At 51.6% G+C, this 25,465-nt stretch carries 17 protein-coding genes, 2 tRNA genes and 2 pseudogenes; 13 read left to right on the top strand and 8 right to left on the bottom strand.

Features of this window, described 5'->3' with window-relative positions; all coding sequences use genetic code 11:
* Positions 1-19: 19 nt before the first annotated feature.
* Complete coding sequence (locus MINF_RS01520) at positions 20-535, top strand: DUF3455 domain-containing protein (RefSeq protein WP_012462678.1); 516 nt, start codon at positions 20-22, stop codon at positions 533-535.
* 116 nt (positions 536-651) lie between these two features.
* Here MINF_RS01520 and MINF_RS11100 read toward each other — a convergent pair whose 3' ends face one another.
* Positions 652-957 (bottom strand): hypothetical protein, encoded by a 306-nt coding sequence (locus MINF_RS11100; RefSeq protein WP_187146991.1) that lies wholly within the window; start codon positions 955-957, stop codon positions 652-654.
* Between MINF_RS11100 and MINF_RS12015 the strand changes: the two are divergent.
* Positions 902-1,096, top strand: a pseudogene (locus tag MINF_RS12015) (MerR family DNA-binding transcriptional regulator); the annotation flags it as partial. The gene MINF_RS11100 and the pseudogene MINF_RS12015 sit on opposite strands and share 56 nt — an antisense overlap.
* A pseudogene (locus MINF_RS11920) lies at positions 1,085-1,411 on the top strand (zinc ribbon domain-containing protein); the annotation flags it as partial. The pseudogenes MINF_RS12015 and MINF_RS11920, both read left to right, overlap by 12 nt.
* Before the next feature lie 125 nt (positions 1,412-1,536).
* On the opposite strand, the gene MINF_RS01510 reads toward MINF_RS11920, so the two are convergent.
* Both MINF_RS01510 and MINF_RS01505 read right to left on the bottom strand, forming a co-directional pair.
* Positions 1,537-1,609, bottom strand: a tRNA-Phe gene (locus tag MINF_RS01510).
* A 62-nt stretch (positions 1,610-1,671) separates the two neighbouring features.
* On the bottom strand, positions 1,672-2,451 hold the full coding sequence (locus tag MINF_RS01505; protein WP_048810033.1) for a polysaccharide deacetylase family protein: 780 nt from the start codon (positions 2,449-2,451) through the stop codon (positions 1,672-1,674).
* A gap of 208 nt (positions 2,452-2,659) precedes the next feature.
* Here MINF_RS01505 and MINF_RS01500 point away from each other — a divergent pair, with 208 nt between their 5' ends.
* A complete protein-coding gene (locus tag MINF_RS01500) occupies positions 2,660-3,790 on the top strand; it encodes a citrate synthase/methylcitrate synthase (RefSeq protein ID WP_012462674.1) in 1,131 nt (376 codons plus the stop codon).
* A gap of 77 nt (positions 3,791-3,867) precedes the next feature.
* Positions 3,868-5,826: an ATP-binding protein gene (locus tag MINF_RS01495; protein WP_012462673.1), complete on the top strand. Its 1,959-nt coding sequence runs from the start codon at positions 3,868-3,870 to the stop codon at positions 5,824-5,826.
* 12 nt (positions 5,827-5,838) lie between these two features.
* On the opposite strand, the gene MINF_RS01490 is transcribed toward MINF_RS01495, so the two are convergent.
* The 4 genes from MINF_RS01490 to MINF_RS01475 form a co-directional block, all read right to left on the bottom strand.
* A complete protein-coding gene (locus tag MINF_RS01490) occupies positions 5,839-6,129 on the bottom strand; it encodes a hypothetical protein (RefSeq protein ID WP_012462672.1) in 291 nt (96 codons plus the stop codon).
* 96 nt (positions 6,130-6,225) lie between these two features.
* Entirely contained in the window at positions 6,226-8,754 is a 2,529-nt protein-coding gene (locus tag MINF_RS01485; protein WP_148205081.1) for a tetratricopeptide repeat protein, read from the bottom strand.
* Positions 8,751-11,594, bottom strand: coding sequence for an excinuclease ABC subunit UvrA (gene uvrA, locus MINF_RS01480; protein WP_012462670.1), 2,844 nt, complete (start codon positions 11,592-11,594; stop codon positions 8,751-8,753). Before uvrA ends, MINF_RS01485 begins: the two co-directional genes overlap by 4 nt.
* A gap of 28 nt (positions 11,595-11,622) precedes the next feature.
* Entirely contained in the window at positions 11,623-12,375 is a 753-nt protein-coding gene (locus MINF_RS01475; RefSeq protein ID WP_012462669.1) for a TlyA family RNA methyltransferase, read from the bottom strand.
* A 225-nt stretch (positions 12,376-12,600) separates the two neighbouring features.
* Here MINF_RS01475 and MINF_RS01470 point away from each other — a divergent pair.
* Positions 12,601-12,675: transfer RNA gene (locus MINF_RS01470), tRNA-Asn, on the top strand.
* Between the two features lie 74 nt (positions 12,676-12,749).
* Here the strand turns inward: MINF_RS01470 and MINF_RS01465 are convergent.
* A complete protein-coding gene (locus MINF_RS01465; protein ID WP_048810032.1) occupies positions 12,750-12,932 on the bottom strand; it encodes a hypothetical protein in 183 nt (60 codons plus the stop codon).
* Positions 12,933-13,524: 592 nt separating this feature from the next.
* Between MINF_RS01465 and MINF_RS01455 the strand changes: the two genes are divergently transcribed.
* The 7 genes from MINF_RS01455 to MINF_RS01430 all read left to right on the top strand — a co-directional run bounded on the left by MINF_RS01455 (position 13,525) and on the right by MINF_RS01430 (position 25,407).
* The gene (locus tag MINF_RS01455; RefSeq protein ID WP_187146954.1) at positions 13,525-14,112 is read left to right on the top strand and encodes a hypothetical protein; all 588 of its coding nucleotides are present in this window, start codon (positions 13,525-13,527) and stop codon (positions 14,110-14,112) included.
* Between the two features lie 743 nt (positions 14,113-14,855).
* Positions 14,856-14,984: a DNA-binding protein gene (locus MINF_RS11635; protein WP_187146953.1), complete on the top strand. Its 129-nt coding sequence runs from the start codon at positions 14,856-14,858 to the stop codon at positions 14,982-14,984.
* A 74-nt stretch (positions 14,985-15,058) separates the two neighbouring features.
* On the top strand, positions 15,059-15,535 hold the full coding sequence (brxF, locus tag MINF_RS01445) for a BREX-3 system P-loop-containing protein BrxF (RefSeq protein ID WP_048810028.1): 477 nt from the start codon (positions 15,059-15,061) through the stop codon (positions 15,533-15,535).
* Between the two features lie 37 nt (positions 15,536-15,572).
* Positions 15,573-19,304 carry a DUF6079 family protein gene (locus MINF_RS01440; protein ID WP_012462666.1) on the top strand — a complete coding sequence of 1,244 codons (3,732 nt, stop codon included), beginning with the start codon at positions 15,573-15,575 and terminating at the stop codon, positions 19,302-19,304.
* A 255-nt stretch (positions 19,305-19,559) separates the two neighbouring features.
* Entirely contained in the window at positions 19,560-19,919 is a 360-nt protein-coding gene (locus MINF_RS11085) for a hypothetical protein (protein ID WP_148205080.1), read from the top strand.
* A complete protein-coding gene (locus MINF_RS01435; protein WP_148205079.1) occupies positions 19,916-22,657 on the top strand; it encodes a DNA methyltransferase in 2,742 nt (913 codons plus the stop codon). Before MINF_RS11085 ends, MINF_RS01435 begins: the two co-directional genes overlap by 4 nt.
* Entirely contained in the window at positions 22,654-25,407 is a 2,754-nt protein-coding gene (locus MINF_RS01430) for a TrlF family AAA-like ATPase (protein ID WP_048810027.1), read from the top strand. Before MINF_RS01435 ends, MINF_RS01430 begins: the two co-directional genes overlap by 4 nt.
* Positions 25,408-25,465: the final 58 nt, after the last annotated feature.

Genomic DNA, 25,465 nt, shown 5'->3' with positions numbered 1-25,465 from the left:
AGAAAAACAGGTTATTTCTATGAAGAATTTTTTTTATGGACTCCTCGGTCTCCTCTGCTTATTTCAACCGGCCGTTTCCTTTTCTCAACACCATTCGGGAGTGATTCTTCCAACCCATAGCAGGCTCGTATGGGTGGCTCAAGCAAAAGGTGTCCAGGTCTATGTCAGTAAACCCAAAAAGGGAGGAAAAAATGTTTTTGAATGGACCCTTTTATCCCCTGAAGCAACCCTCCTGAATCAATCCGGAGAAAAAATAGGTTCCCATTATTCAGGTCCAACATGGCAATCAGTCGATGGGAGCAAAATTATCGCTTTTCTTCCCCCCGAGCAGAAGGTAGAGCAAAAAGAGGCCATTGCTTGGCTTCTTTTAAAGGTAAAAACTCATGAAGGAAAAGGGATTTTAAGCCAGGTTCATTACGTGATTCGGACAGATACTCTAGGGGGACTCCCTCCCCGTACTCCTCCTCGCAAGGAAAATCAAACCATAAAAGTACCCTACAAGGCGGTCTATCTTTTTTTAGCTCCCGCCTCCTAGGTTTCCCGCTCAAAAAAATTCTTTGAAAACCAAAAAGTTAACAAGCCTCTCCCTCTGGATTGGGCTTCACCGCTCCCTTCAAAAAAAAGAAGAAGAGTTTTTTTGTTCGTTCTTTTTTAGCCTATGGCTTCTTGGGGATAAACATGGGCTTTCTTTAGCCCGCAACGTTCAAAAGAGAAAATAACCTGCTCCAGGAAATGCCCCGTCCTGGGAAGACTTCTCACCGCGGTTCTTTTTTTCCTCAAACTTTGGGGAGGGCCTCGCCCCCCCTGGATCCATGGAATATCCCCTTGAGGGAAATGGTTCTTCTTGATGGAGCTAAACTCTAGTATTGCAAATAGTGCGTAATGGTGTATTATGTAGGGCATGGAAAGCACTATGAGCACGGGCCGGGCGGCCAAGCTGCTGGGGGTCTTGGTCAAGACCATGCAGCGATGGGAGCGTGAAGGCCGACTAATTCCTGCGGTGCGGACCGACAGCAACCGAAGGCTTTACACCGAATCACAGCTTCGTGATTTTCTCGGCCTGCGCCATGCGGTGTCCGAGCCGACGCGGCTCATCATCGCCGATCGCTGGTATCCGAGCAGTCGCCTGTGTTCGGTTTGCGGGTGGAAGAACGAGGCGCTGACGCTCAAGGATCGGAGCTGGACGTGTCCCGAGTGCGGCACGCACCACGACCGCGACTTCAACGCGGCGCTCAACCTCAAACGGCTGGCAACCGCAACTGCCCTACCCGTGGCGAGTCCGTCTGGTAACAGCGGCACTGCGGCAGAGATGGTCTCTGCCGTAGTCGGGAAAGTTACGCCTGTCAGAGACGATTCCGTTGAGGAATCGGGGCAGGAAGAGAACAGTGCGCACCTTTGCGCACGTTTTTGATAGCAGGTCGGCTATGCAGAATATCGGAACGGTTTTTATGCTTCGGCTAAAAATAAGGGCGCTCTTTTTTTTTAGAAGCAAGGCCAACAGAGTCTTGTGCCCCTTTTCTCCAAGCCCAAAAAAAGTGGCTGGGGGCGGAATCGAACCGCCGACACACGGATTTTCAGTCCGCTGCTCTACCGACTGAGCTACCCAGCCAAGACAAAAACCAACTATACGATTAAAAAGTGCTTACAAAGGAAAGTCAATGCCAAAGGTTTTTATGAAGGAACGGCTTGGTGAGTATACGGCTCGCCTATAAACCCTGTAAGGGTAGAGAATTCATACTCCTTTTCCAAAAGAAAATCAAGAATGCGTCCCACATTTTGGGCCGTTTCCCTATGTATGTCATGCATCAGGATAATAGATCCTGGACGGGTTTCTTTTTCTATGATTTCAAGAATTTTTTGAATGCCGGGCTTCGTCCAATCCCTCGTATCCACATTCCATAGGGCAATTCCCAGCTTGAACTTGTAAGCGATATGCGCTTGAGATCTTCTAAAAGAGCCATAGGGAGGTCTTAACCAGACGGGTCTGTTTCCAATGGCATCCACGATCAAATCCTGGGTAACCCGAATTTGCTGTTCAACCTGGGCATCAGGCAATTTAGAAAGTTGGGGATGATTAAAAGTATGATTGCCGATTTCATGACCCGCGGCATGAACTTCCCGAACAAGGGAGGGATAAGTTTTAACATGCTCTCCCAACATGAAAAAAGTGGCAGGAATCTTTCGGCTCTCTAAGGCCTTTAAAACCATTTCGGTGCAAATGGGTGCCGGACCATCATCAAAAGTAACGGCAATCCTTCGGCCAAATCCCGGACCGTTATGAACAAAAGGCACCTCGATATCCAAGGGATTTTTGGTGGTGTTTAAAGAAGGAGAAACCGCTTGGTTTTTAACCGGCTGTGTCGACTGGGCGAAAACATTTTTTAAAGACATCCCCATTGCAAAACCGGGAATGGAAAGAGCAACTTTTTTAAAAAAATCCCTTCTTTTCATTAACAAGGCATTTTAATAACTGTTTTAAAAACTAAAATCAATTCTTTCTTCCTTGAAAAGAACGTCAATTCATAAAAAATAATTCCTTTCCTCTGCATAGGGGAAAAACGATATTTATTATTTTATTTTATTATTAAAATTTATTATTTAATATAATCAGCCTGTTTTATTTTTTAAAAAAACCAGCTTTAAAGAAAGGAACAAGGATATGACCGAATCAATTAAAGAAGGGCTTGAAGGGATCATAGCCGGTAAAACCGCTATCAGTACAGTAGGCAAAGAAGGATTGGATTTGACTTATAGAGGTTATTCTATTCATGACCTGGCTCAAAATGCGACCTTTGAGGAAGTTGTTTTTCTTTTGCTCTACAACCGACTCCCTACGCGAAACCAACTGAGCGGCTTTATCGATCAGCTCAACTCCTTGAGAGAACTGCCTGCAGCCCTTCAATCCGTTCTCAAGTTGATTCCCCAGGACACCAATCCGATGGATGTTTTAAGAACGGGTTGCTCCATGCTAGGAACTCTTGAACCCGAAGACGGACATAGAACCCAGGAACATATCGCTAAAAGGCTACTTGCCATTCTTCCTTCCATGCTTTTGTTTTGGTACCAATATCATCAAGGGAAAGGATCAATCGAAACCACTTCGGAAAGCGAAAAAACAATAGCCTCTCACCTCTTGCATCTTTTGTACGGTCATCCCGCTACGGCAGACCAGATACGAGCCTTGGACGTAGCCTTAATCCTTCACGCCGAACATGAATTTAATGCTTCGACATTCACCTGCAGGGTTATTACCTCTACCCTTTCCGACTTTTATTCCGCCATTACCGGAGGCATTTGTGCACTCCGAGGACCGTTGCATGGAGGAGCGGATGAAGCAGCCATGGAACAGATAAGCAAATTTCACTCTGTTGAAGAAGCCGAAGAGGGTATAAAAGCCATGCTTTCCAAGAAAGAAAAAGTTATGGGCTTTGGTCACAGGGTATATAAATATGGCGATCCCCGCTCGGAGATTATCAAGCAGTGGGCCAAAAATTTATCCTCTAAAACCGGCTCCCAAGTTTTATTTTCTATTGCCGAAAAGATCGAAGAAGTCATGTTCAAAGAAAAACATCTCTATCCCAATGTCGACTTTTACAGTGCACTGACCTATCATTTCCTTGGTATTCCCACCCTTTTATTTACTCCTCTTTTTGTGATTTCTAGAACGGCCGGATGGTGTGCTCATATATTTGAACAGAGGGCAAACAATCGACTGATTAGACCCATTGCCGAGTATGTCGGCCCCCTGCCTATGCCTTATATTCCCATAGAGCAAAGAACTGGCTTATGAACCTACTGAAAGCCGCTTTTGTCCCCGTTGAATTAAAAAAAGGTTGTGATCTTCAAACAGTGGACGAAAAATGAAAAATGATCGGCTTTTTCGATAAAGGAAAAGAACGAACGGTTGGCTGGAATCTCTTTTTTGGATCCCATGCCGTGGATCCTCGAAAAATCGCCCCTCCTGTTGAAGGAATAGGAAAAAAAAACTTATCCCGGCTTCTCTCTATTTTCTCCCCTCCAATGAAAGGGGAACAAAAAAAGATTTATGTCCTCTATTCTTCTTCTGCGGGTTCGGGGAAAAGCCACCTTGTAGGCCGCTTATTCCAGTACTTTTCTCAAAAGTTCTTCTTGGTTTCCCTCCCTCCCCTTTTCGACTCCAGGGGCTTTTTTCAGTACTTTCAGGAATGTCTTTACTCCGAGCTCCTTTTTCCCGAAAAGGCCGGGGCAACGGGTTGTTGGCCCGGGCAAGCGACCCAACTCGATGCCTTGGCATACGGGCTTTTGCTAGAGCTGGTTAGCCGAGCGGCCCAAAAAAATAAATCTCTGTTTAGAAAAATCCGGTCGGCTCTGGCGTTTCTTAAAAAAAACCCCACTTCTCTTCTCCCTGAAGAAGTCGTTCCCGAATGGGTGGAATGGCTCAAAAGAGATTTCCTGTTTGTCCTTCCTTACTTGGAAAAGGAAATCAGCGGTTGGGGAACATTGGAAGAGGATCCTAGGGACTGGATCAAAATCATTTACGGATTTTCCATCCTTGGACAGGACAAACGGATAACAGGGATGTGTAAAAACTGGTTCTTTGGAGAACCTTTTAGCAGTCCCGACCCCTCGTTTTTCGACATCCCCTGTAAAACCGTTCCTGGGGACCGGGAACAGTTGGCAAAAACAAAAATAAGAGACTTCTTTAAACTGGCTTCAAAGATCCGCCCTTTTCTAATCGTTTTCGATCACTGGGAAAAGGCCCTTACCGATAGTCTTTCTTTTGACCGCTGGGCAGAAAATCTCTTGGAACTCTCTTCGTTACCCGGGACATTAACCCTGAGCGTGGGCAGCGATCAGCTTTGGAATCGTCTAAGGGCTAACCCTCGGCTCTCTCCCCTATTGCATCCTTTTTATGTCGAAGAACCAAAAAAAGAGGATCTTGAAGAACTGGCAAACAGCCGGCTCAATAAAATCAAAGGACTTCACAAAGAAAAGAAAGCGGAATTGACAAAGCTGATCCACGGCTACAATGGTCCTTTATCCTTTAGTTCTTTTTTGAGATACGGCTATGAAAGAATTTTACCCCTCCTTAAAGATCCCCGTTCTTCCCTGCTTTCTTATTTCGAGGCCACTTTCGTCGAGATGAAATTAGCCCTGGAGCTGAATCCAGGCTTGCTGCCTTTTCGTTCTCCTCTAAGCTGGTTCTTGACCCATGCGGTCGGCTCCCTTTCGTGGATCAACGTAGAAAGGATCGAGCAATCCCCTTATTTTTGTGTCCGCTGGAAAGTGGGTTTGCAACGCTACGTGTTGAGTCTTGATCCTCCTTCCGGGGCATTAACCGAAGATAGCTTTTCTGCTAGGAACCAATCCCCTTCCAAGGGGACAGCAGCAAAGGAAGAATGTTTTCTTTACCTGCTGCCCCCACTCGATCACCCTTCCTACCGTCAACCCAAAAGCCTAAGGGAAGATTCCGGGGCCGATTTCCTTTACATCGACAGGGAAAAGTATAACGAGATCGCTTCCCTTTACCTTCTTTTCATTACAACCTTTCCCGATCTTTTGGAACAACCGGCGGTTAAAGAAAAAATCGAAGCCTTAGCCCATTTATTCATGACCCGTCCAAAACGGCAGCAACAGCCTCCTTCTTCCTCCGAAGTTCCCCAAACTTACTACGAAATCGTGCGCGATACGGTCAAAGACAAAAAATCGGTAAGTTATTCTTCCTTGTCAGCAAGCCTTCCTGTAAGGCTTCCCCAAAAAGAACTGCTTCGGGCGGCAGGTTTTTCACCCGAAATTCTCGTCGTCCCCTCCCTTTCCGGGGAACCCCATTTCTTATGGACAGAGTAAGAAAAATCAAGGCTAGTGGATAAATCGAAGCTTAGAGAAGGTTCTCTGCCACTCAAAGAGGGGGACCGCCCAAGCTCCTTGGCAAAAATTGAATTCAAAAGAACGCAGAGGCCCAACTTTCCTGTTTTTCCCTCCTTCTCTTTCGGAAACAGGAATTCCTTGGGGTCCATGCCAACGCAAAGCTGATAGACCAAAGTTAGGTCTGTCCAGGGGGACGTCTCTCCCCTCGTTCACGAGATGATGGGTTGCCAGGCAAGTTTTTTTTCCCTTTCCATGAAGGGTGGCTAAGTATAGCCTAACCATGGCAATGCAATCTTTTAATTAAGCATGAAGATGAAAAGTAAAGGCCCATGCCATTTAACCCGAAGCCTGTTAGCCCACCACCAACGTAAAGACCAGCTAAAGCCCTTCGCTTATGAAATGATCTTTTTTTAGCCTGGCTACCGTATCCCGAAACTCCTGCTGGGTTGGTCCCCCCAGGGATTCTAACTTGCGGTAAATGGCTATGGCCCCCAACCAATCTTTTTGATCTTCCTTGATGAGGGCAGCTTCAACGCCCGCCTTAATTCTCCAATAAAACTCGGGAAAATCGTTTCGCTGCACATCCTTTTGTTTTTCGGTTTCTTCCTTGAGACGACCTATTCTCCCGTCTAAAACGGCCAAGTAAGAGGCTAAAGCATCATCTATCCTTCCGGATTTTTGGAGGCAGACGGCACATTTAAACGCAGCTTCATCCCTTTCTTCAGGATCGGCCGAATCGTCCTTGAGGATAGAAGCATAAATCGTGCAGGCATCAAGGAAGTATTTCTTTTCTTTTGCTGCCTGGGCAAAAAGCGAATCGGCCTTTCTCAACAAAGCCAAAACGTGGAGTTTTCCCCCCTTTTCTTTGTCCAAAACACCATCAAAAAGGGAAATGGCCGCTGCATATTGGCTCTGGTCAAAATAGATTTTACCCTGCAAAAGCCGGGCTTCGGATTTTATAGGAGAATTTTCCGGTATTTTTTCAAGAAGCAGCAGGGCCCCCGAAAGATCTTTGCACTCGATAGCCGACTTGGCGGCCCAATAATAGGCTTGGTCTGCGAGTTCACTGCTTGGATATTCCTTGGGCACTTCTTCAAAAAGCCATCTTGCCCCATAAAAATCCGCCTCGTTGTAAGCATACTCGGCAGCCGAGAACAGGGCTTTTGGAGCGATGGGCTCCGAAGGGTATTTTTTCAATAAATCCAACATTTTTTCCCTTGCCGTATGCAAGCCTATCTTTCCAGCCAGGTAATCAGAAAAGGCAGCAAGGTAGAGTGCCTCGGGAACTAGCCTATCAGTAGGATAGTCATGGGAAAGCTTCAAAAAGGCTTCTGTAGCCTCGGGATATTTCCCCTGTTTTAAAAAGAGTCTTCCCAGTTTCAAAAGCAAGACAGGCTTACCCCGATTTACAAAGGGATCGGAAAGCGATTTTTCAACGATCCCGATCGCATTGTCAACTTGACCGAGTTCTTCCCAAAGATCAGCTTCTGCAAGGTAAATTTCCGGGATAAAACGGCTGGAAGGATACTTTAAAATAAAGGCTTCTTTAGCTTTAAGAAAGTCATCTACCTTGTGCATTTTTGCTTTCGAAAGCAGCACGTTGAACAAGGCCTCCTCTTCGAGTTTGCCCTGCTTTTGGAATGCCTCGGCAAACCTGTCCGCGCTTTCTGCATACTTGGATTTGTCATATTCGATCAGCCCGAGATAAAATGACGCATGTTCGCTAACATCCGGGTCGGTAGAAGCCAAAGCCTTTAAGAAATTTTTCTCCGCAGCATCCTTTGAGCCCATGTTATAATAAATTCTGCCCAGGGTGTATTCCACCTGTTTACTCTTCCCTAACAAGGACTCGTCAACGAGCAGTTGATCGAGCAGAAGCAGAGCAAAATCATACTGTTCATTCCTGGCTTCTTCCTCGGCTTCAATGAACCTGACCCACGCTCCCATCCGGGATTCTTTTTCAAAGGGGAACATAGAAAATAGCTTCTGCCTGGCTTCGTTAAGTCGGTTCTGCAAAATAGCCGCACCCAGGTAATACTTTACGAAAAGAAGCTGATAATTTTCTTTTAGACACATACTTAAACCCTTTTCAAAAGAGAGCATCGCCTTTCCCGATTCGTCCAAGGCAAGATAGGTTTTCCCCAATTCAAGAAAACCCAGAACGGTCAGATCCCTGGAAAAACTGGCGTTATCCACGACAAACTCAAAGTAGGGAACCGCCTCTTGAGGATGGCTCCGCTCCAACAACAACCCAATCCAATACTTAGCCTCGACAGCCTGAGCCAAGTAGGCCCCTTGAGCTATGACAGATTGAAAATATTCCTTGGCTTCCTCTTCCTTGCCCAGGTTTAAAGCGATCTTGCCCAGGATCAACAAGGCTTCGGCACAAAAGGCGGGATTCTTGGAATGGAGCAGCTGATTGAGCACCTCTTTAGCCAGCTGGACCTTTCCCTCCTGCCACAGACAAAATCCTTTCCGCAGCCAAACTTTCTCAAGAAGAGAGCTATCCAGAAGGTGTTTTTCGGCGATTTCATACTCGGTGACGGCCTCCGGCCACTTTTCCAGTGCCCGGTAGGCCTCGGCTTTCCAAAAAGCTTCCTTCCCCAGCTCTTCAAAAGAAAATTGAGAAACCGTTTTCTGGGATAAAAAAGCGATCAATTCCTCGTATTTGGCCTGAAAATACAAGGCTTCGGCATGGAGAATGCAAACCGAAGGAAGATAGACCGAATGGGGATAACTATTTTCAAATTCCCTGGACAAATCGATAGTCCGGCTCAATAGGCTATCATCCATGGCTTCCTTGATCTGTTCGAATAGAGCTTCTTCCGGACTTCCTACCGTGCTGCCCAAGCAACAGCCGATGAAAGAACAAAAGAAAAGAAAAATTTTTAAAGTCCTTTTTCTCATTTTCCGTCCAGTAATGACCTGAGATATTGACCAGTCCAACTCGCTTTTGTTTTTGCCACCTCTTCGGGAGTCCCTGCGGCGATAATTTTTCCCCCTCCGGTTCCCCCTTCCGGTCCTAAGTCTATAACATAATCGGCCGACTTGACCACCTCAAGATTATGTTCGATCACGATAACCGTGTTGCCCTTGTCCACGAGACGATGCAAGAGGTTCAACAAGAGCTCTATATCCGCAAAATGAAGGCCGGTGGTTGGTTCATCAAGGATGTAAAGGGTATTTCCCTCCGATCCTTTCAGCAACTCCGTCGCCAATTTGATTCTCTGGGCCTCTCCCCCCGAAAGGGTAGAAGCGGGTTGGCCCAGTTTTAGGTATCCAAGCCCCACTTCTTCCATGATTTGAAGCTTTTCAAACAGAGGTGGAATGTTTTTAAAAAAAACTGATCCTTCCTCGATCGTCATCTCCAGGATATCGGCTATATTCTTCCCCCGGTAAGTGACTTCAAGGGTCTCTCGGTTAAACCTTTTCCCTTGGCAAGCTTCACAGGTTTCATATACGGGGGGAAGAAAAGCCATTTCCAGCTCAATGACCCCTTCGCCCTTGCATCGCTCGCATCTTCCCCCGGGGATGTTAAAACTGAAACGGGAAGCTGAAAAGCCCAATACCTTGGACTTTGGCAACTTTGCAAAAAGCTCCCTAATATGAGCTAAAGCCCCGATAAAACTGGCAGGATTGGACCGCATCGATCGGCCTATAGGGGATTGGTCGACGATGACGACTCTTTTTATCCAAGAAAGTCCCTCGATTTTATCAAAAGCTCCGGGTTCAACTCGAGGATCCTGCAACCGGTTTAAAAAAATCTTAGCCAACACGTCGTTCACAAGCGTGCTTTTTCCCGAGCCACTCACCCCCGTAACACAACTCAATAGCCCAACAGGGAAAGCCACATCGATGTTTTTGAGGTTATGTTCCCTCACCCCGTAAAGTCGAATGAACTTTTTTCCCGGCTTTCTTCGCCTTGAAGGAACCGGAATAGAACGTTCCCCCCTCAAGTAGGCCCCGGTTAAAGACTCCTTCGTTTTCAACACCTCTTCAATCGATCCCCATGCAACGACATTGCCTCCTTTTGGTCCCGCCCCCGGTCCCAGTTCTACAATCGTATCGGCCTCCCTTATGGTGTACTCGTCATGCTCGACCACGATGACGGTATTTCCTAATTGCTTGAGTTTCTTAATCAACTTGACCAACTTGGCCGTATCCCTGGGATGAAGACCGATGCTGGGCTCATCCAAGACGTAAAGCAAACCGGTGAGTTCCCCCGAAAGTTGGGAAGCGAGTCTTACCCTTTGGGATTCCCCTCCTGAAAGGGTAGAAGCTTGCCGGTTTAACTCGAGGTAGCCCAATCCGAGTTCTACGAGGTTTTCAAGCCGACTCACGAGCCCGGAAAGGATTTCCGTTGCTCCTTTGTTTTCTTTATGCCTACTCAACAAACTGAGAGTCCAGCCCAAGGCTTCCGTCACGGTCAAATTCATCGTCTGGGCGATATTCATCGGCGGCCAACCTTCAATTTCTATGGTTACCGCCAAGGCATCGGGGTTGAGCCTTTGGCCTTGGCAAACCTCGCAGGGAACCGCAAACAAAAACTCCTTGAGCCGGGACCGGATCAGTGCCGAGCTGCTTTCCTTAAACATTCTCCTTAAGGAGGGAATGACTCCTTCATAAGGTTTCGGCAAGCTTCCTTTCTTTTTCTTTATATTTGAAGCAGAAGAACCGTAAAGAATGACCTTTTTAAATTCCTCGGAACAATCTTCCCAGCTCTTATCAAAAGACTCTCCATAAAAAGAAGCTTGTTCAAGCAACTCTTCAACCAACAGCTCCTTTAATCCCCTTCCCATCTTCTCCCAGGGAGCAAAAGGGTTTTCTCCCAAAGGGACAGAGGGATCAGGAACGATCAGGGCGGGGTCAAAGTCGAGTTCCGTACCCAGGCCGTGGCAGTGGGGACAAGCTCCCCAAGGAGAATTGTAGGAAAAGTGTTTTGGGCTGAGATCTTCAAAAAGATAGCCTGTTTCAGGATCGTAGTGGAGGTTGCTCATCACCAGTTCAACCTCTTTTCCCGAATCCTTCTCCTGGACAACCGCTCGAACCACTCCTTTGCCTACCCTTAAAGCAAGCTCCAAAGAATCATAAAGCCGACTTTTGATATCAGGCTCAATCCGAATTCTATCGATGACGATCTCTACCGAGGGGGGCTCTTCTGAAGGAAGCTCTAGGGCCTGCTCGATTTCCATCACTTTGCCTGCGATCCTCACTCTTAAAAAGCCTTCCTTTTGAACCTGCTCCAATAGATGGTTAAGCTTTTGCTTTTCATTCTTAACCAAGGATGCCAAAAGCATGACGGAACTCTGGGGAGCCAAGGACAGAAGCTCGGTAGCCATCTCTTCAATCGTGTATCTTTTGAGTTTTTTTCCCGTAATGGGGTGGTGGGGCTCCCCCAAGTGGGCAAAGAGAAGTTTCAGATACTCGTAAATATTGGTGAGTGTAGCCACAGTAGAGCGAGGAGAACCTTTCGAGGTTTTTTGTTCAATGGCGATACTGGGGATTATTCCTTCAAGGGCATCCAGTTGAGGTTTTTCAAACTGTTCCAAAAATTGCCGAGAATAGACCGAAAGACTTTCCATGTATCTCCTCTGGGCTTCAGCATGGAGAGTATCAAAAGCCAGGGAAGATTTCCCCGATCCACTGACCCCGGTAATAACCGTAAAAGAGTTCTTGGGAATCCTTAAAGAGATATTCTTTAAATTATGTTCTTTGGCTCCCTTGATGGAGATGAATCCGTTTCCCATTCTCGATACCCCAATCTTTCTCTATTGCTCAATGCCCGGAAAGTTTTCTTTCTAACAGCCACAAGTATTCCTGGTTTCCTTCCTGGCCAAGGATCGGAGAAGGAATAACCGCCAGCGTTTGCATTGGGTAATGGCTTTCAAGCCAAAGTTCAAGCTCTCCGATCAGCTTTTCTCTCAGCTTTTCATCCCGGACAATCCCCTTTTTACCGACCAGATGCCTGCCCACTTCAAATTGGGGTTTAATCAAGGCACAAACCTTGCCTTGAGGGCTAAGCAAGGGGAAAAGAGGGGGAAGAATCAATTTAAGCGATATAAAGGAGACATCAACACTGATAAAATCAAAAAGCGTATCGAAATCCTCTTTTTTTAAATACCGGGCATTGATGCCTTCCTTAACTTTAATCCTGGGATCAGATCTCAGTTTCCAATGCAGTAGGCCTTTTCCCACGTCCACGCAGTAAACGGTCCGTGCTCCCTGCTGAAGCAGGCAATCGCTAAATCCTCCTGTCGAAGAGCCAACATCGAGGCAAACCTTCCCTTCGAGCTTCAAGGGAACCGCTTGAAACAAGGCTTCCAACTTGTAGCCTCCACGGCTCACGTATTTTTCCTTTTCGGTCAGTTCAAAATCCTGGTCCAGCCCAAAAAGCTGGCTGGGTTTCAGGACAAGCCCCGGCTTCCCAATTGCCGACACTTTTCCTGCCAGGATGAGCCTTTTTGCTTCTTCCCTGGAAGAAACCAAATTTTTTTTTACTAGCAATAAATCTAGCCTTTCTTTTTTCACTTAAAAACAAATTTAAATTGCCATTTCTTCTCTTTTTAATTTAATTATCAGTTCTCCTGTTGAAAAAGTGAAAAACGCAAAGGAAGACCAGCGAATAGTATAACGGACCCAAAGGAAAAGTACTCTTGGGACTTTCCTTTTTTCTTTACGGTTTTAAATTAAAAAATAATCTTACTTTTCTTTGGCACAAGAAGCCCTATAAATAAAAAAGGAAAACAAAGTCAATCCGGAGTAGCTCAGTGGTAGAGCGGACGGCTGTTAACCGTTTGGTCGTAGGTTCGAATCCTACCTCCGGAGCCAGATTTCAATCCGCCAACTCTGGCGGTTCTTAGTTAACGCGAGATCCCCTCTAGGTCTTTGCTTTTCTCCTTGATTCACGCGGAGTTACGGCCCTTCGTACATCCTCCTTGATTCTCCGGTTCGAGATGAAGCGCATGGGGTCCAAGCGCAACCGCCACGGTTGCAGGAGCAACCCACGCATATCCTTCTGGAACTCTCCGAATCTCCGTTTCACAGCCCGTCTTGTTCAACAGCCAGATTGCAAGCAGGGTACTCACCCGACTTTTCGAACTCCTCTCCGGTAGGTAACCCAGCGAAGGCCGGCAACGTGACAGGCGGCCCAGCGTGACGTTAACCACCAGATGCGGGAAGGCCGCGAAGCGGAGACCTTTGTGGGTGTCGGCCGACCTGCCTGTGGGCAGGTCCGCAAGCGTCCTGCATAAGTCCTTACCGCGGAGTAAGTCCCGCTTCCGCCGGCGACGCCCACGCAGATCCTCCCCCGCGGCTCCCGCGGAAGAGGAACCGCATGTAGCAGTGCGACCCTCGCCAGATGACGCCCTGGGAGATCGTCTCGGAGCTCGCCTCTCTCCTGGTCAATGGCTTCCTGCGTCATGTCAATGCGCGGCGGTTCATGGACGAAGGCGGCCCGCTCCCGGCCGATGTGGGCCAACCCGAAGAATCTCAAGAGCTTACCAAGAATCGCCTTGATAGTTCGGGCCACCGAAGTCTTCATTCCACAAGGGGTTAGCCCCCGAGAAGCCGCGGAGATCACCAGACCGCATCGTGGAAAAGAAAGCGTCTCCAGGCCCTCACCGAATGAGACATTTCCGAGTGGGCCCGGCGGCACACCGAGGAACGAGACCACCTGGCGTGGCTATTCACCCGGCTCCTGGTCCTGAGCGAGAGCCGGGGCCATCACCCCACCGGCGTCTCCTGGCTCAACCGCGACGGCGAGGACCGGCTCTTCAAGCGATCCGTATCGGCCGGGCAGTTCGTCACCGACAAGTCATTCCAGGAGATACTGGCCGGGATGGACAACAGGGAACCCTCCTCGTCGGCCACACCCACTGGCACACCCGCGGCCGCGAGTGCATCAACCGAAACAACTCCCCGATCCGCACGGGAGATGTCATCGGCATTCACAACGGCACCATCTACAACGCCGACCACCTCTTCCGGAGGCTCCGGCTACAGCACTTCGTCGAGGTGGACAACGAGCTCCTCTTCCGCCTGGCGGACCGTGCCTTCTGGGACAAGACGCCGGACCTCGAGCGTTTCAAGCACGACCTGGCTCTGTGCCGGGAGCAGATCACAGCCGTTCTGGCCGACGAGCACGGGTGGCGGCCTCTCCCGCTGGAGCCCATGACTAGGCTTGTGTTCAGGCACGAGAGCCTCGTGGAGTTCTCCATGAAGTCGCTCACCTTCATCGCCCAAGGGAAACGGGGGAAGGCACCGTGACAGAGAGCCGCATGAACCGAAGAGAATCAACCATGAACCCCAATGACAATTCGGCAGGAGAGCCGAATTGGATATGCCGAAGGAACGCCTGAAGGGCGCGAGCCACGGAGGGCGAGCGTCAACCCCCTAAGGATAACACAACCGGACTCCTGAGACTGTTCGTCTACGGGACCCTCAAGCTGAGGTGCTGGAACCACGAGCGGTTCTGCCTGGGCGTCCTCTCCGTGGAGGAGGCGGTCGTCCGGGGCCTCCTGTACGAGCTTCCTTCCGGCATCCCGCTCCTGGAGATGCCTGAGACGGATGTCCTGCCCATGGCACCGCCAACCCGCTCGCCGACGTAGCTACACAGGTGCGCCTGACCGCGGAGTTCGCCGCGTGTGCCACGCACCCCGAGCCAGGGGAGAACGGTGTCCCGGGCGGCCGCTGGGAGCCCCTGTAAGGCGGGCTCCTGACCTTCGACGTTCTCAAGACCCGTCTCTCAGCCATTGACGACCTTGAGGCCTTCCTGCCCGGCGGACTTTGTCTCTACGAACGCGTTCTCGTTCCGGAAGGTATTGAACGAGGCATGTTCCCGGCCTGGCTGTACCACGGCGGTGCCCAGCAGTTGCATGCCATGCGGTATCTGCCGACCGGTATTTGGATGGGTTGACGACGATGTTGAGAAAATCGCTTGACAGCAAATGTCAGCAAGTGTAAACGATGAAATTTGTATGAGGTATGCCTTGCGGCCAGAGGTGCTTCCGATGGATGAGAAACCAGGTGCCGTCCTGACCATCGACGGGTTGTCTGCCTACCTGAAGATACCGAAGTCGATGCTCTACAAGCTCGTTCGGGAAGGCAAAGTCCTGTGCCAGAAGATTTGCCCCCATTGACGCTTTCGGAAGGAAGCCATCGACCGCTGGTTGGAAGAGACACACGACGATACGAAAGACGGAGGAAACGAGTAATGGCTGAGCCATTGGTGGATCAGGTCCTGCGGAAGATCCGCGAGGCTCGCGAACTCTATCACCGCCTGATACTGGTGGTGTGCCCGGCGGGAAGCGGGAAGACGGGTGCCCTCTGGGAGGTGTCGGCCTCGACCTCCGCACCGCTCGTCAACGTCAATCTCGAGCTGTCTCGCCGGATGCTGGACCTCGCCAAAAGCCAACGGGCTCGGAAGCTACAGCGGATCTTGGGCGAAATCATGGGTGAAGCCACAGGCGAGCTGGTTTTGCTCGACAACATCGAGATCCTTTTCGATGTCCACCTGGAGCATGATCCTTTGCGTCTGCTTCAGAGATTGTCCCGGAACAAGACGATCGTGGCCGCCTGGAACGGATCCATCGTGGATGGTTATGTGAACTACGCCGTCCCAGACCACCGCGAATACCGTCGATACCCGATTCGCGATTTTATGGTGGCCTGTCCGGAGATGACGACATGAAGGAAACAAGAATCGTAGCTGCAAGGGGGCATGTGCAATGAGATATGGAGAATTGATCCAGTTCGAGCCCATAGAGTCCGTAGTCCAGCTACGAGATGCGGATGAGGCCGCAAGGGCCAGGCAGCTGGTCAGCACCTATGTCATCTCCAACGAGATGGCCGAGAGGCTGACCGGCCTTGTGATCCCCCAGCTTCAGTTCGACCAGCCCGTCGATAACAAGGGGCTGCTTGTCGTGGGCAACTACGGCACCGGTAAGTCACACCTGATGTCGGTGATCTCCAGCATCGCCGAGCACGCGGACCTGCTTTCTGCCCTGGGCAACGCACAGGTGGCACAAGCCGCGGAGCGGATCGCCGGCAAGTTCAAGGTGATCCGCACCGAGATCGGGGCCACCACCATGTCGCTGCGGGACATCATCGTCGGCGAGCTGGAGGAGCACCTGGCCGCCATGGGCGTGACCTACCCCTTCCCGGATGCCAGCCAGGTCGTGAGCAACAAGCGGGCCTTCGAGGAGATGATGGCCGCGTTCCACCAGGAGTATTCGGACCATGGCCTGCTCCTGGTCGTGGATGAGCTGCTGGACTATCTCCGCACCCGCAAGGACCAGGAGCTGATCCTCGACCTCAACTTCCTCCGCGAGGTGGGCGAGGTCTGTAAGGATCTGCGCTTTCGCTTCATGGCGGGAGTACAGGAGGCCATATTCGACAGCCCCCGTTTCGCCTTCGTGGCCGACAGCATCCGCCGGGTCAAGGACCGCTTCGAACAGGTCCTCATCGCCCGCAAGGACGTGAAGTTCGTCGTCGCCGAGCGCCTGCTCAAGAAGACCGGCGAGCAACAGACCAAGATTCGCGAGCATCTCACACCGTTCGCCAAGTTCTACGGCCGAATGATCGAGCGGATGGACGAGTTCGTCCGCCTCTTCCCGGTCCATCCCGACTACATCGACACCTTCGAACGCGTCAGGACGGCGGAGAAACGCGAGGTGCTCAAGACCCTATCGAGGGCCTGTGAGAATCTGCTCGACCAGGAGTTGCCGGAGGACCGGCCCGGTCTCATCGCCTACGACAGCTACTGGGCGAACCTGCTCGATAATCCCTCCTTTCGCACCGACCCGGATATCAAGGCGGTGATCGATTGCAGCCAGGTGCTCGAGTCCCGAATCAAGCAGGCATTCACCCGGCCGGCGTATAAGGACATGGCACTCCGCATCATCCACGCGCTCTCGGTCCACCGGCTGACGACCGCAGACATCTACGCACCTCTGGGTGCCACGGCCGAAGAGCTGCGCGACGCGCTCTGTCTCTACCAGCCCGGCATTGAGGGCCTGGGCGGAGATCCGGCTGACGACCTCTTGTCCCAGGTGGAAACGGTCCTGCGCGAGATCCACAAGACAGTCAGCGGCCAGTTCATCTCCTCTAACCCGGATAACCGGCAGTATTACCTGGATCTCAAGAAGACCGACGACTTCGACGCACTAATCGAGAAGCGCGCCGAGAGCATCGATGATTCCCAGCTCGACCGCTACTACTACGAGGCCCTGAAACGGGTCATGGAGTGCACCGACCAGACCTACGTCACCGGCTACAAGATCTGGCAGCACGAGCTACAATGGCTGGAGCGCAAGGCGGCAAGACAAGGATATCTCTTCTTCGGTGCTCCCAACGAGCGCTCGACGGCTGTACCGCCCCGTGATTTTTACCTCTACTTCATCCAGCCGTTCGATCCACCGCACTTCAAGGACGAGAAGAAGGCCGACGAAGTGTTCTTTCGCCTGACCAAAAAGGACGAAGAGTTTCGCACCGCGCTGAGGAACTACGCCGCGGCGCTGGACCTCGCGTCCACCTCGAGCGGCCACGCCAAGGCCACCTACGAGTCCAAGGCCAATGGATTCCTGCGGGACCTGGTGGGCTGGCTGCAGAAGCACATGACCGATGCCTTCGAGGTAACCTACCAGGGACGCACCAAGTCGCTGGTAGAACGGGCCAAGGGCAAATCCATCCGCGAGCTTTCCGGGCTTGCTTCCTTCGAGCGGATCAACTTCCGTGACCTGGTGAACACTATCGCCGGCGATGTCCTGGAAACACACTTTCGGGACCAGGCTCCCGACTATCCCTACTTCTCGGTGCTCATCACGGGCCAAAACCGCGAGCAGGCATCCGAGGACGCCCTGCGCGCCATTGCTGGACAGAATCGCACAAAGCAGGCGACCGCCGTGCTCGACGCCCTGGAGCTCCTCGATGGCGAGCGGCTCGATCCGAACCGCTCCAAGTACGCGAGGCACATCATGGACATCCTCAAGAAGAAGGGGCATGGCCAGGTGGTCAACCGCTCGGAGCTGATCCAGGAGGTCTACGGCGTCGAGTACTTCGCACCGGACAAGGGCTACCGTCTGGAGCCCGAATGGGCTGTCGTGGTCCTGGCTGCGCTGGTCTACTCCGGTGAGCTGGTGCTATCGATTCCCGGCAAGAAGTTTGACGCCACCGGGCTGCCGCAACTGGCCGCGACGAGCATCGACGAGCTGGTCCGCTTCAAGCACGTCGAACGGCCCAAGGACTGGAACTTGCCCGTGCTCAAGGCACTCTTCGAACTTTTCGGACTAGCACCGGGCATGGTGCAACTCGTCACCCAGGGCAAGGAAGAGCCGGTCCAGCAGCTCCAGAAAACTATCTCCGAGGTTGTGGAGAAGCTGGTCCTGGTCCAGCAGAGCCTGCAAAGCGGCCTGACATTCTGGGGCAGGAACCTGCTCGCCGAGGAGAAAGCAGCCCAGCAGCGCGACCGGCTCGACCAGACCAAGAACTTCCTGGAATCTCTCCAGGCCTACTCCTCGCCCGGCAAGCTTAAGAACTTCCGCTACGACGTCCAGGATGTGGAGCGTCACGAATACGGCCTGAAGGTTCTCTCGGAGATCGCGTCCCTGAGGGAGCTGGTGAGAGAGCTGGGCCCTGTGGCCTCCTATCTCTCCACCGCCGAGGCGGTGCTGCCCATTGACCACGAATGGGTGGAGCAGATGAAGAAGACCCGGGACGCGGTGCTCGTGCAGGTGTCGGACCCGTCCCAGCACACGTCCAGCACTTTCCGCCAGCAGACCCTGTGCAAGCTCACCGACCTCAAGAAGTCCTATGTGCAAGCCTATCTTGCCATGCACACCCGGGCCCGGCTAGGCGTGAACGAGGACAAACGCAAGAGCACGCTGATGGGCGACGAACGGCTCAAGACCCTCTCGAAGCTCTCCACCATCGACCTGATGCCGCGCCAGCACCTGATCGATTTCCAGAAACGCCTGGACGGCCTGAAGAGCTGCTCTACACTCACCGAGCAGGACCTCGACGCATCGCCGGTCTGCCCGCATTGCGGCTTCCGGCCCGGCACGGAGGCGCCTGCCGCACATGCCGCGGCCGAGCTCGAGCAGATGGACACGGAGCTGGACAAGCTCCTCGAGGAATGGACCCAGACGCTGCTGGACAACCTGGAGGACCCGACCACCCGCGTCAACTTCAACCTGCTCAAGCCCGAGCCCAGGAAGCTGGTGGATGTCTTCCTCAAGGAGCGGAAGCTGCCCGACGAAATTGGCCAGGATTTCATTCACGCCCTGAAGGAGGTGCTCTCAGGGCTGGTCAAGGTTGCGGTGAAGACCGAGGATCTGCGCATAGCCCTTATCAAGGGCGGCTCACCGGCGACGCTGGCGGAGATGAAGAAACGCTTCGAGGAATACCTCGATGAACTCACCAAGGGCAAAGAGCCCGGCAAGGTGAGAATCGTACTGGAGTAGGAGATTGCGTCTATGAAGACTATTAGCCTGAACGGACATCTTGTAATCGAGATTCCTCTTACAGATGCCGAGATTGAACGCTCCAGGCAGCTAGGCATTGAACGCACCCGTTTGGACGAAGAGGTATTAGGTTGGAAATACCGGCATCACGGAAAACGAAGTGAGGATGCTCATGCGATAGGTGATATGGGTGAGAGTGCTGTAGAAAAATGGCTAACTGCTAATGCTATCCGTTTCACGCCAGCCCCCAAGCTGGTGCACCGACACGAGGACATAAAGCAAGACATTACCGTCGGCCATCTAAAGATCGGCGTCAAAACCATGGAAATCGTTACGACTGACGATATCTTCCAGCATCAAACATTTCTCTATCCTGCGAAATTACATCCTGGCGAAAAACTACGGGTTCTGGACTATCCAGACTTTCTCATTCAAGTTGCCGTTGCACCAGCCGTGTCATGTGCATGGCTCATAGGCTATGTAGTACGTGCCCAGATTATGGAATCGGAGATTCGGATCATAGTTGGAAAACCAGCCCATACGATTCCCCACGCCGCGTACACAGATTGCGATTCATTACTCCAAATACTCAGGGAACAGGGAGAAAATGTATGAAATGTTCTAAACAGCAACTCTTTCCCTCTATAGACGAGGGTGAGAAGCCGGTTGAGTGCCTAGGTCTGACTTTTCCCAACGAAAAGGTGCGGCGCGAGTTTTTTCTCGACAAGTTACGCCAGAAGCTTCAGGATCCCAAGTTTCGTCAATTTCCAGGTTTCCCTGACGCTAGCGACGAGGACATATTAGCTCTTTCCGATCCGCCGTATTATACGGCATGCCCAAACCCCTTTATCGAAGATTTTATAAGGCACTATGGTAAGCCCTACGAACCGGGCAGTTCTTATAGCAAGGAACCTTTAGCAGTAGATGTCACGGAGGGTAAGAATGACCCCCTGTATCGTCTGCCAGCTTATCATACAAAGGTCCCTCCAAAGGCTATTCAACACTACCTGCTCCACTATACGGAGCCTGGTGACATTGTCCTGGACGCTTTTTGCGGCACCGGAATGACGGGAGTAGCCTGCCTCTTGCTTGAACACCCTGATCATGAACTTGCCGCCACGATGGACACCGACTCCAAATGGGGTAAGCGTCATGCAATACTCATAGATCTGTCTCCTGCCGCGACGTTCATAGCCAGTGTAATGAATGCGCCTTTGCCGCCAAAGTTGGCAGAAGGACCTGATGGAGATCTAGGCCAGATTATTCAACGCGATATCATTCCCCTGTATCTGACCGATTGGGATGGAAAAGAAGTTTCATTTAACTACGCAGTTTGGAGCGATTGGGGAGAATGCCCGGAATGCGGGCATATCTTTCGTCTATATGATATTGTGATTGATTATAAGCATCACAGAATGTTGCCTGAGTATAACTGCCCCAACTGTGGATTTACGATCCGGTCGGATAGACAAAAAAAGGCATTTACAACAGAGTTTGATCCCTGGCTCAACAGACCCACAAAGATAGCCAAAACCACAATGGTTCTCGTCTCTATGAAAATAGGAAATCGCACTATTCGACGAGAAGCCACACACGCCGATACGCAATTAGCTGCTTCCGTTGGTGAAAATCATGTCTTAATTACGCCTACAGAACTTCCTTACTCGCACATGACACATGAGCGGAACAACCTTCCTGAATACTGGGGGATCACCCACATACATCATTTCTACACAAGACGCAACTACCTCGCTCTCGCGCGTGTAGCAACTATTGGGAATCAAGACCTGAAACGAGCTGCTCTGTTTGCTGTATTGACGATACTGGAGAATAATGCCACTCGACGCAATCGTTTTTATGTAGATGCAAGGCGTCCCCAAGGATCCCCTGTTGGTCCATTGTCAAATACACTCTATGTTCCGACACTGCAGGTCGAAACAAATATCGGAATAAAGCTGTTATCCATGCTGAAGCAAATAGCTAAATTGAGAAACAAGTGGGTCATCGGGCGATCCTTTGTTTCCACGCAAAGTGCTACACAGCTTTTCCAAATTCCCGACAACTCCGTAGATTTTATATTCACCGACCCGCCTTTCGGGGGGAACATCAATTATTCAGAGCAAAACTATTTGGCAGAGTGGTGGTTGAGAGTATTTACAAACAAGATCAACGAAGCCATCACTAATCCCGCCCAGAAGAAGGGGCTATTCGAATACCAACAGATAATGACGCGTTGTTTCTGTGAGTATTACCGCGTTCTAAAACCAGGTCGATGGATGGTGATGGTATTTCACAACTCATCCAACGCGATATGGGCTGCCATACAGCAAGCTCTTGAGGCGGCAGGGTTTGTTGTCGCAACCGTAGCAGTATTAGACAAGGTTCACTCAACACTCCATCAAGACCACAAGGCAGCTGCGGTAGACAAAGACTTAGCCATAACAGTTTACAAACCCAACGGCGGCCTTGAGGAAAGGTTCAAGCTGATCGCAGGTACCAAGGAAGGCGTATGGTACTTCATCCGCATGCACCTAAAGCAACTGCCTGTGTTCGTCTCAAAGGACGGCAAGGCGGAGGTCATCGCCGAGCGGCAGAACTACCTGCTCTTCGACCGCATGGTGGCCTTCCATGTCCAGCGTGGCGTGACGGTGCCGCTCTCCGTGGCGGAGTTCTACGCCGGTCTCGCCAAGTGCTTCCCGGAACGCGACGGGATGTACTTCCTGCCCGAGCAGGCGGCGGAGTACGACAAGAAGCGGATGAAGGTAAAGGAGGTCCTGCATCTCCAGCTCTTCGTCACCGACGAGGCCTCCGCCATACAGTGGCTCAAGCAGCAGCTCACCAGGAAGCCGCAGACCTTCCAGGAGCTTCATCCGCAGTTCCTCAAGGAGATCGGCGGCTGGCAGAAGCACGAGAAGCCGCTCGAGCTCTCCGAGCTGCTGGAGCAGAACTTCCTTCGCTACGACGGTAAGGGCGAGGTGCCGAGCCAGATCCACAGCTACCTCTCCAGCAACTTCAAGGAGCTGCGCAACCTCCCCAAGGATCACGAGCGCCTCCGGGCCAAGGCCAAGGACCGCTGGTACATCCCGGATCCGAACAAGGCCGTCGACCTGGAAAAGCTCCGCGAGCGGGCCCTACTGCACGAGTTCGAGGAGTACCGCCAGTCCAAGCAGAAGTGCCTGAAGGTGTTCCGCCTCGAGGCCGTCCGTGCCGGCTTCAAGAAGGCATGGCAGGAGCACGACTACGCCACCATCATTGCCGTGGCACGCAAGATCCCCGATAATGTCCTCCAGGAGGATACCAAGCTCCTCATGTGGTACGACCAGGCGGTGACAAGGATGGGAGGAGAGGTATGAATACTGAATGGAATTGGCCAGGTGCTCGTTGGTGGAAGTTTGACTTTCACACACATACCCCAGCCTCGTATGACTACGGCAAAGGCCCCGATCAGGCGAAGTTTAAGAGCCGCACACCAGCAGAGTGGCTACTTGACTATATGCGAGCTGGCATTGATTGCATTGCCATCACAGACCATAACACTGGTGTCTGGATTGACAAACTGAAGGAGGCTTTGGAAAACCCCGAGCTTCAAAAACACTCGGATTTTCGGCCCCTTTATCTTTTTCCTGGTGTCGAGATTTCCGTAAACGGCGGCGTCCATCTCCTCGCGATCCTCGATCCATCAAAAGCGACTTCCGATGTTGACACACTCCTTGGTGCCGTCGAATACGAGGGAAAGAAGGGGAGGAGTGATGATGTTACGAGGAAATCGTTTCTTGAAGTGTGCCAGAAGATCGAACAAGCCGGTGGTATTGCAATCCCGGCCCACGTGGACGGCGTCAACGGACTTTTCAAGTTGACCGGGACAACACTCGCGGGAGCACTAGGCTGCGAATCGGTCCTCGCCATGGAAATCGTGGACCCATCATCGAAAAAGCCGCAGGTCTATCACGACAAGAAGCTACATTGGACCGAGCTGCTGGGCTCGGATTCGCATCATCCTTGTGGTAACGCCGCACAGCGTTACCCGGGAAGCCACTTCACATGGGTAAAGATGGAGAAGCCAAGTCTGGAGGGGCTGCGTCTTGCACTGCTCGACGGACCCCTCTCGGTATTGCGTTCTGATCAAGCTTCGGAGGACCCTAACCGACACGGCGACATGGCCGTCGAGTCGATTGAGGTACGCAGCGCTCGTTTCATGGGGCGATCCCAAACCTTCAAGGTGGAGTTCAATCCATGGTTCAACGCGATCATCGGGGGCCGGGGGACAGGGAAGTCCACCTTGGTCGAATTTCTTAGGATTGCACTGCAGCGCGAGGATGAGCTTCCAGCCGCATTGGCCAATGACTTCCAGAAATACAGAAATGTCTACCAGAGCCGGGACGATAATGGGTTGCTCACCGATCAAGCAGATTTAACGGTCTACTACCGCAAGGATCGCACTCGATTCCGCATCCATTGGAGCCCTAACCAAACCGCAGTGCCCATTGAGGTGCAGAACGAAAACGGCGATTGGCAATCGGACCCAGGAGATGTGGCTCAGCGATTCCCAGTGCGCATTTATAGCCAGAAACAGATCTTCGAAGTGGCAAAAGATCCTCAGGAGCTCCTCCGAATCGTGGATGAGGCCCGCGAGGTTGGTCGCCCGTCCTGGAAGGAGGATTGGAATGCAAATGAAACGCATTACCTTTCGCTTCGGGCCAAGGCACGCGAAATCAAAGCAAGACTTGAGGACCAGCAGCGACTCCTCGGGGAGCTTGAGGACATCAAGCGCAAGCTTTCCGTTTTCGAACAAGCGAGTTACGCGGATGTGCTCAAAGAGTACCAGAAGCGCCAGCACCAGCAGAGCGCGGTGCAGAGTTGGGAAAATGCGTGGACCGATGCCAGCGACCGCTTGTGCAAGGTGGCGCGTGAATTGCTTCCAGATCATCTGGATGTCTCATTCTTTGAAGCGGGTGTAGATGAGGATCTAGATATCCTAGGGAAAGCTGAGAATACCCTGAATGAGCTCAAGTCGGTGAAAGAGAGGCTTGAGGAACTCCCCAATCAGGTTGATGACATCGCAAGGCGATGGCGTCAGGCTCGTGACGGGTCTCCATGGAAACAGGCAGTAGACGGTGCGATCCAGAAGTACAAGGAACTCATCCAGCGTCTAAAAGAGGAAAAGGTGGGGGACCCATCGGCATACGGCGAACTTGTCCAGCGACGACAAGCCTTGGAGGGGAAACTTAAGGATCTGGAATCCAGGTGCATCGACCTCCAGAAAATTCGACAGCAGGCCGACGAAAGTCTCAAGCGGATAACGGAACTTCGCCGCGATCTCACGCGGCGGCGCAAGGACTTCCTGATCAACATCCTTCGTGGCAACACCTATGTGCGGATCGATGTCATTCCGTATGGCGCACGGGATGGTGTGGAACTCGAGCTCCGGCAACTGCTGCAACGAGAGTCGGGCGGTTTCGAAAAGGACATCGGTGTACTGGTTGAAGAACTCTACCCAAACGGGGGCAGCGCAGAGGACATCGAGCAGCGTCTTGTGGCCATTAAAGCAAAGCTTCGCGACATAGCAAATGGCTCTTACCAGGGGGAATTGGCGGACCGGAGGTTCGAAGGTCATCTGCGCAAGCTTCCGCCTGAGGTCATCGACCGGTTGGATCTCTGGTTTCCGGAGGATTTGCTCAAGGTTGAGTACAGTACATCGGCCGAAGGTTCCGGCTTTCGGGCCATTCGCGAAGGATCGCCGGGGCAAAAGACGGCAGCACTCCTAGCTTTCCTCTTTTCCTATGGGGAAGAGCCAATCATACTCGATCAGCCCGAGGATGATCTGGACAATCGCCTTATTTATGAGCTCATCGTTCAGCAGCTTCGAACTATCAAGCGTAAACGACAGGTGATAGTGGTTACTCACAATGCCAACATCGTCGTGAATGGGGACGCCGAAATCGTAGTCGCACTAGCCACACGTGGGGGCGAGACACATCAAGACATCGTTGGCTGCCTCCAGCAAAAGGCTGTACGGGACACGATCTGCGCAATCATGGAGGGTGGACGTGAAGCTTTCGAACAACGGTACCGCCGAATCGCGTTGGAGGGGTGCCATGTGTGATAGTTGCAATGTGCCGCTGGGAGATCATTTGGCTTTACCTTTTCGGGTAGAATATGAG

The organism is Methylacidiphilum infernorum V4 (assembly GCF_000019665.1).
GTDB lineage: Bacteria > Verrucomicrobiota > Verrucomicrobiia > Methylacidiphilales > Methylacidiphilaceae > Methylacidiphilum > Methylacidiphilum infernorum.
Note: the sequence above shows the minus strand (reverse complement) of the source record. Positions and strands in the feature narration are given on the sequence as shown.

What these genes read in the sequence shown, in the direction of transcription:
- brxF (WP_048810028.1), top strand. Translation starts at nt 15,059, where the DNA reads ATGGCTGAGCCATTGGTGGATCAGGTCCTGCGGAAGATCCGCGAGGCT.
- MINF_RS01505 (WP_048810033.1), bottom strand. Translation starts at nt 2,451, where the DNA reads ATGAAAAGAAGGGATTTTTTTAAAAAAGTTGCTCTTTCCATTCCCGGT.
- MINF_RS01495 (WP_012462673.1), top strand. Translation starts at nt 3,868, where the DNA reads ATGATCGGCTTTTTCGATAAAGGAAAAGAACGAACGGTTGGCTGGAAT.
- MINF_RS01485 (WP_148205081.1), bottom strand. Translation starts at nt 8,754, where the DNA reads ATGAGAAAAAGGACTTTAAAAATTTTTCTTTTCTTTTGTTCTTTCATC.
- MINF_RS01440 (WP_012462666.1), top strand. Translation starts at nt 15,573, where the DNA reads ATGAGATATGGAGAATTGATCCAGTTCGAGCCCATAGAGTCCGTAGTC.
- MINF_RS01500 (WP_012462674.1), top strand. Translation starts at nt 2,660, where the DNA reads ATGACCGAATCAATTAAAGAAGGGCTTGAAGGGATCATAGCCGGTAAA.
- MINF_RS01430 (WP_048810027.1), top strand. Translation starts at nt 22,654, where the DNA reads ATGAATACTGAATGGAATTGGCCAGGTGCTCGTTGGTGGAAGTTTGAC.
- MINF_RS01490 (WP_012462672.1), bottom strand. Translation starts at nt 6,129, where the DNA reads ATGGTTAGGCTATACTTAGCCACCCTTCATGGAAAGGGAAAAAAAACT.
- MINF_RS01520 (WP_012462678.1), top strand. Translation starts at nt 20, where the DNA reads ATGAAGAATTTTTTTTATGGACTCCTCGGTCTCCTCTGCTTATTTCAA.
- MINF_RS01435 (WP_148205079.1), top strand. Translation starts at nt 19,916, where the DNA reads ATGAAATGTTCTAAACAGCAACTCTTTCCCTCTATAGACGAGGGTGAG.
- MINF_RS11635 (WP_187146953.1), top strand. Translation starts at nt 14,856, where the DNA reads ATGGATGAGAAACCAGGTGCCGTCCTGACCATCGACGGGTTGTCTGCC.
- uvrA (WP_012462670.1), bottom strand. Translation starts at nt 11,594, where the DNA reads ATGGGAAACGGATTCATCTCCATCAAGGGAGCCAAAGAACATAATTTA.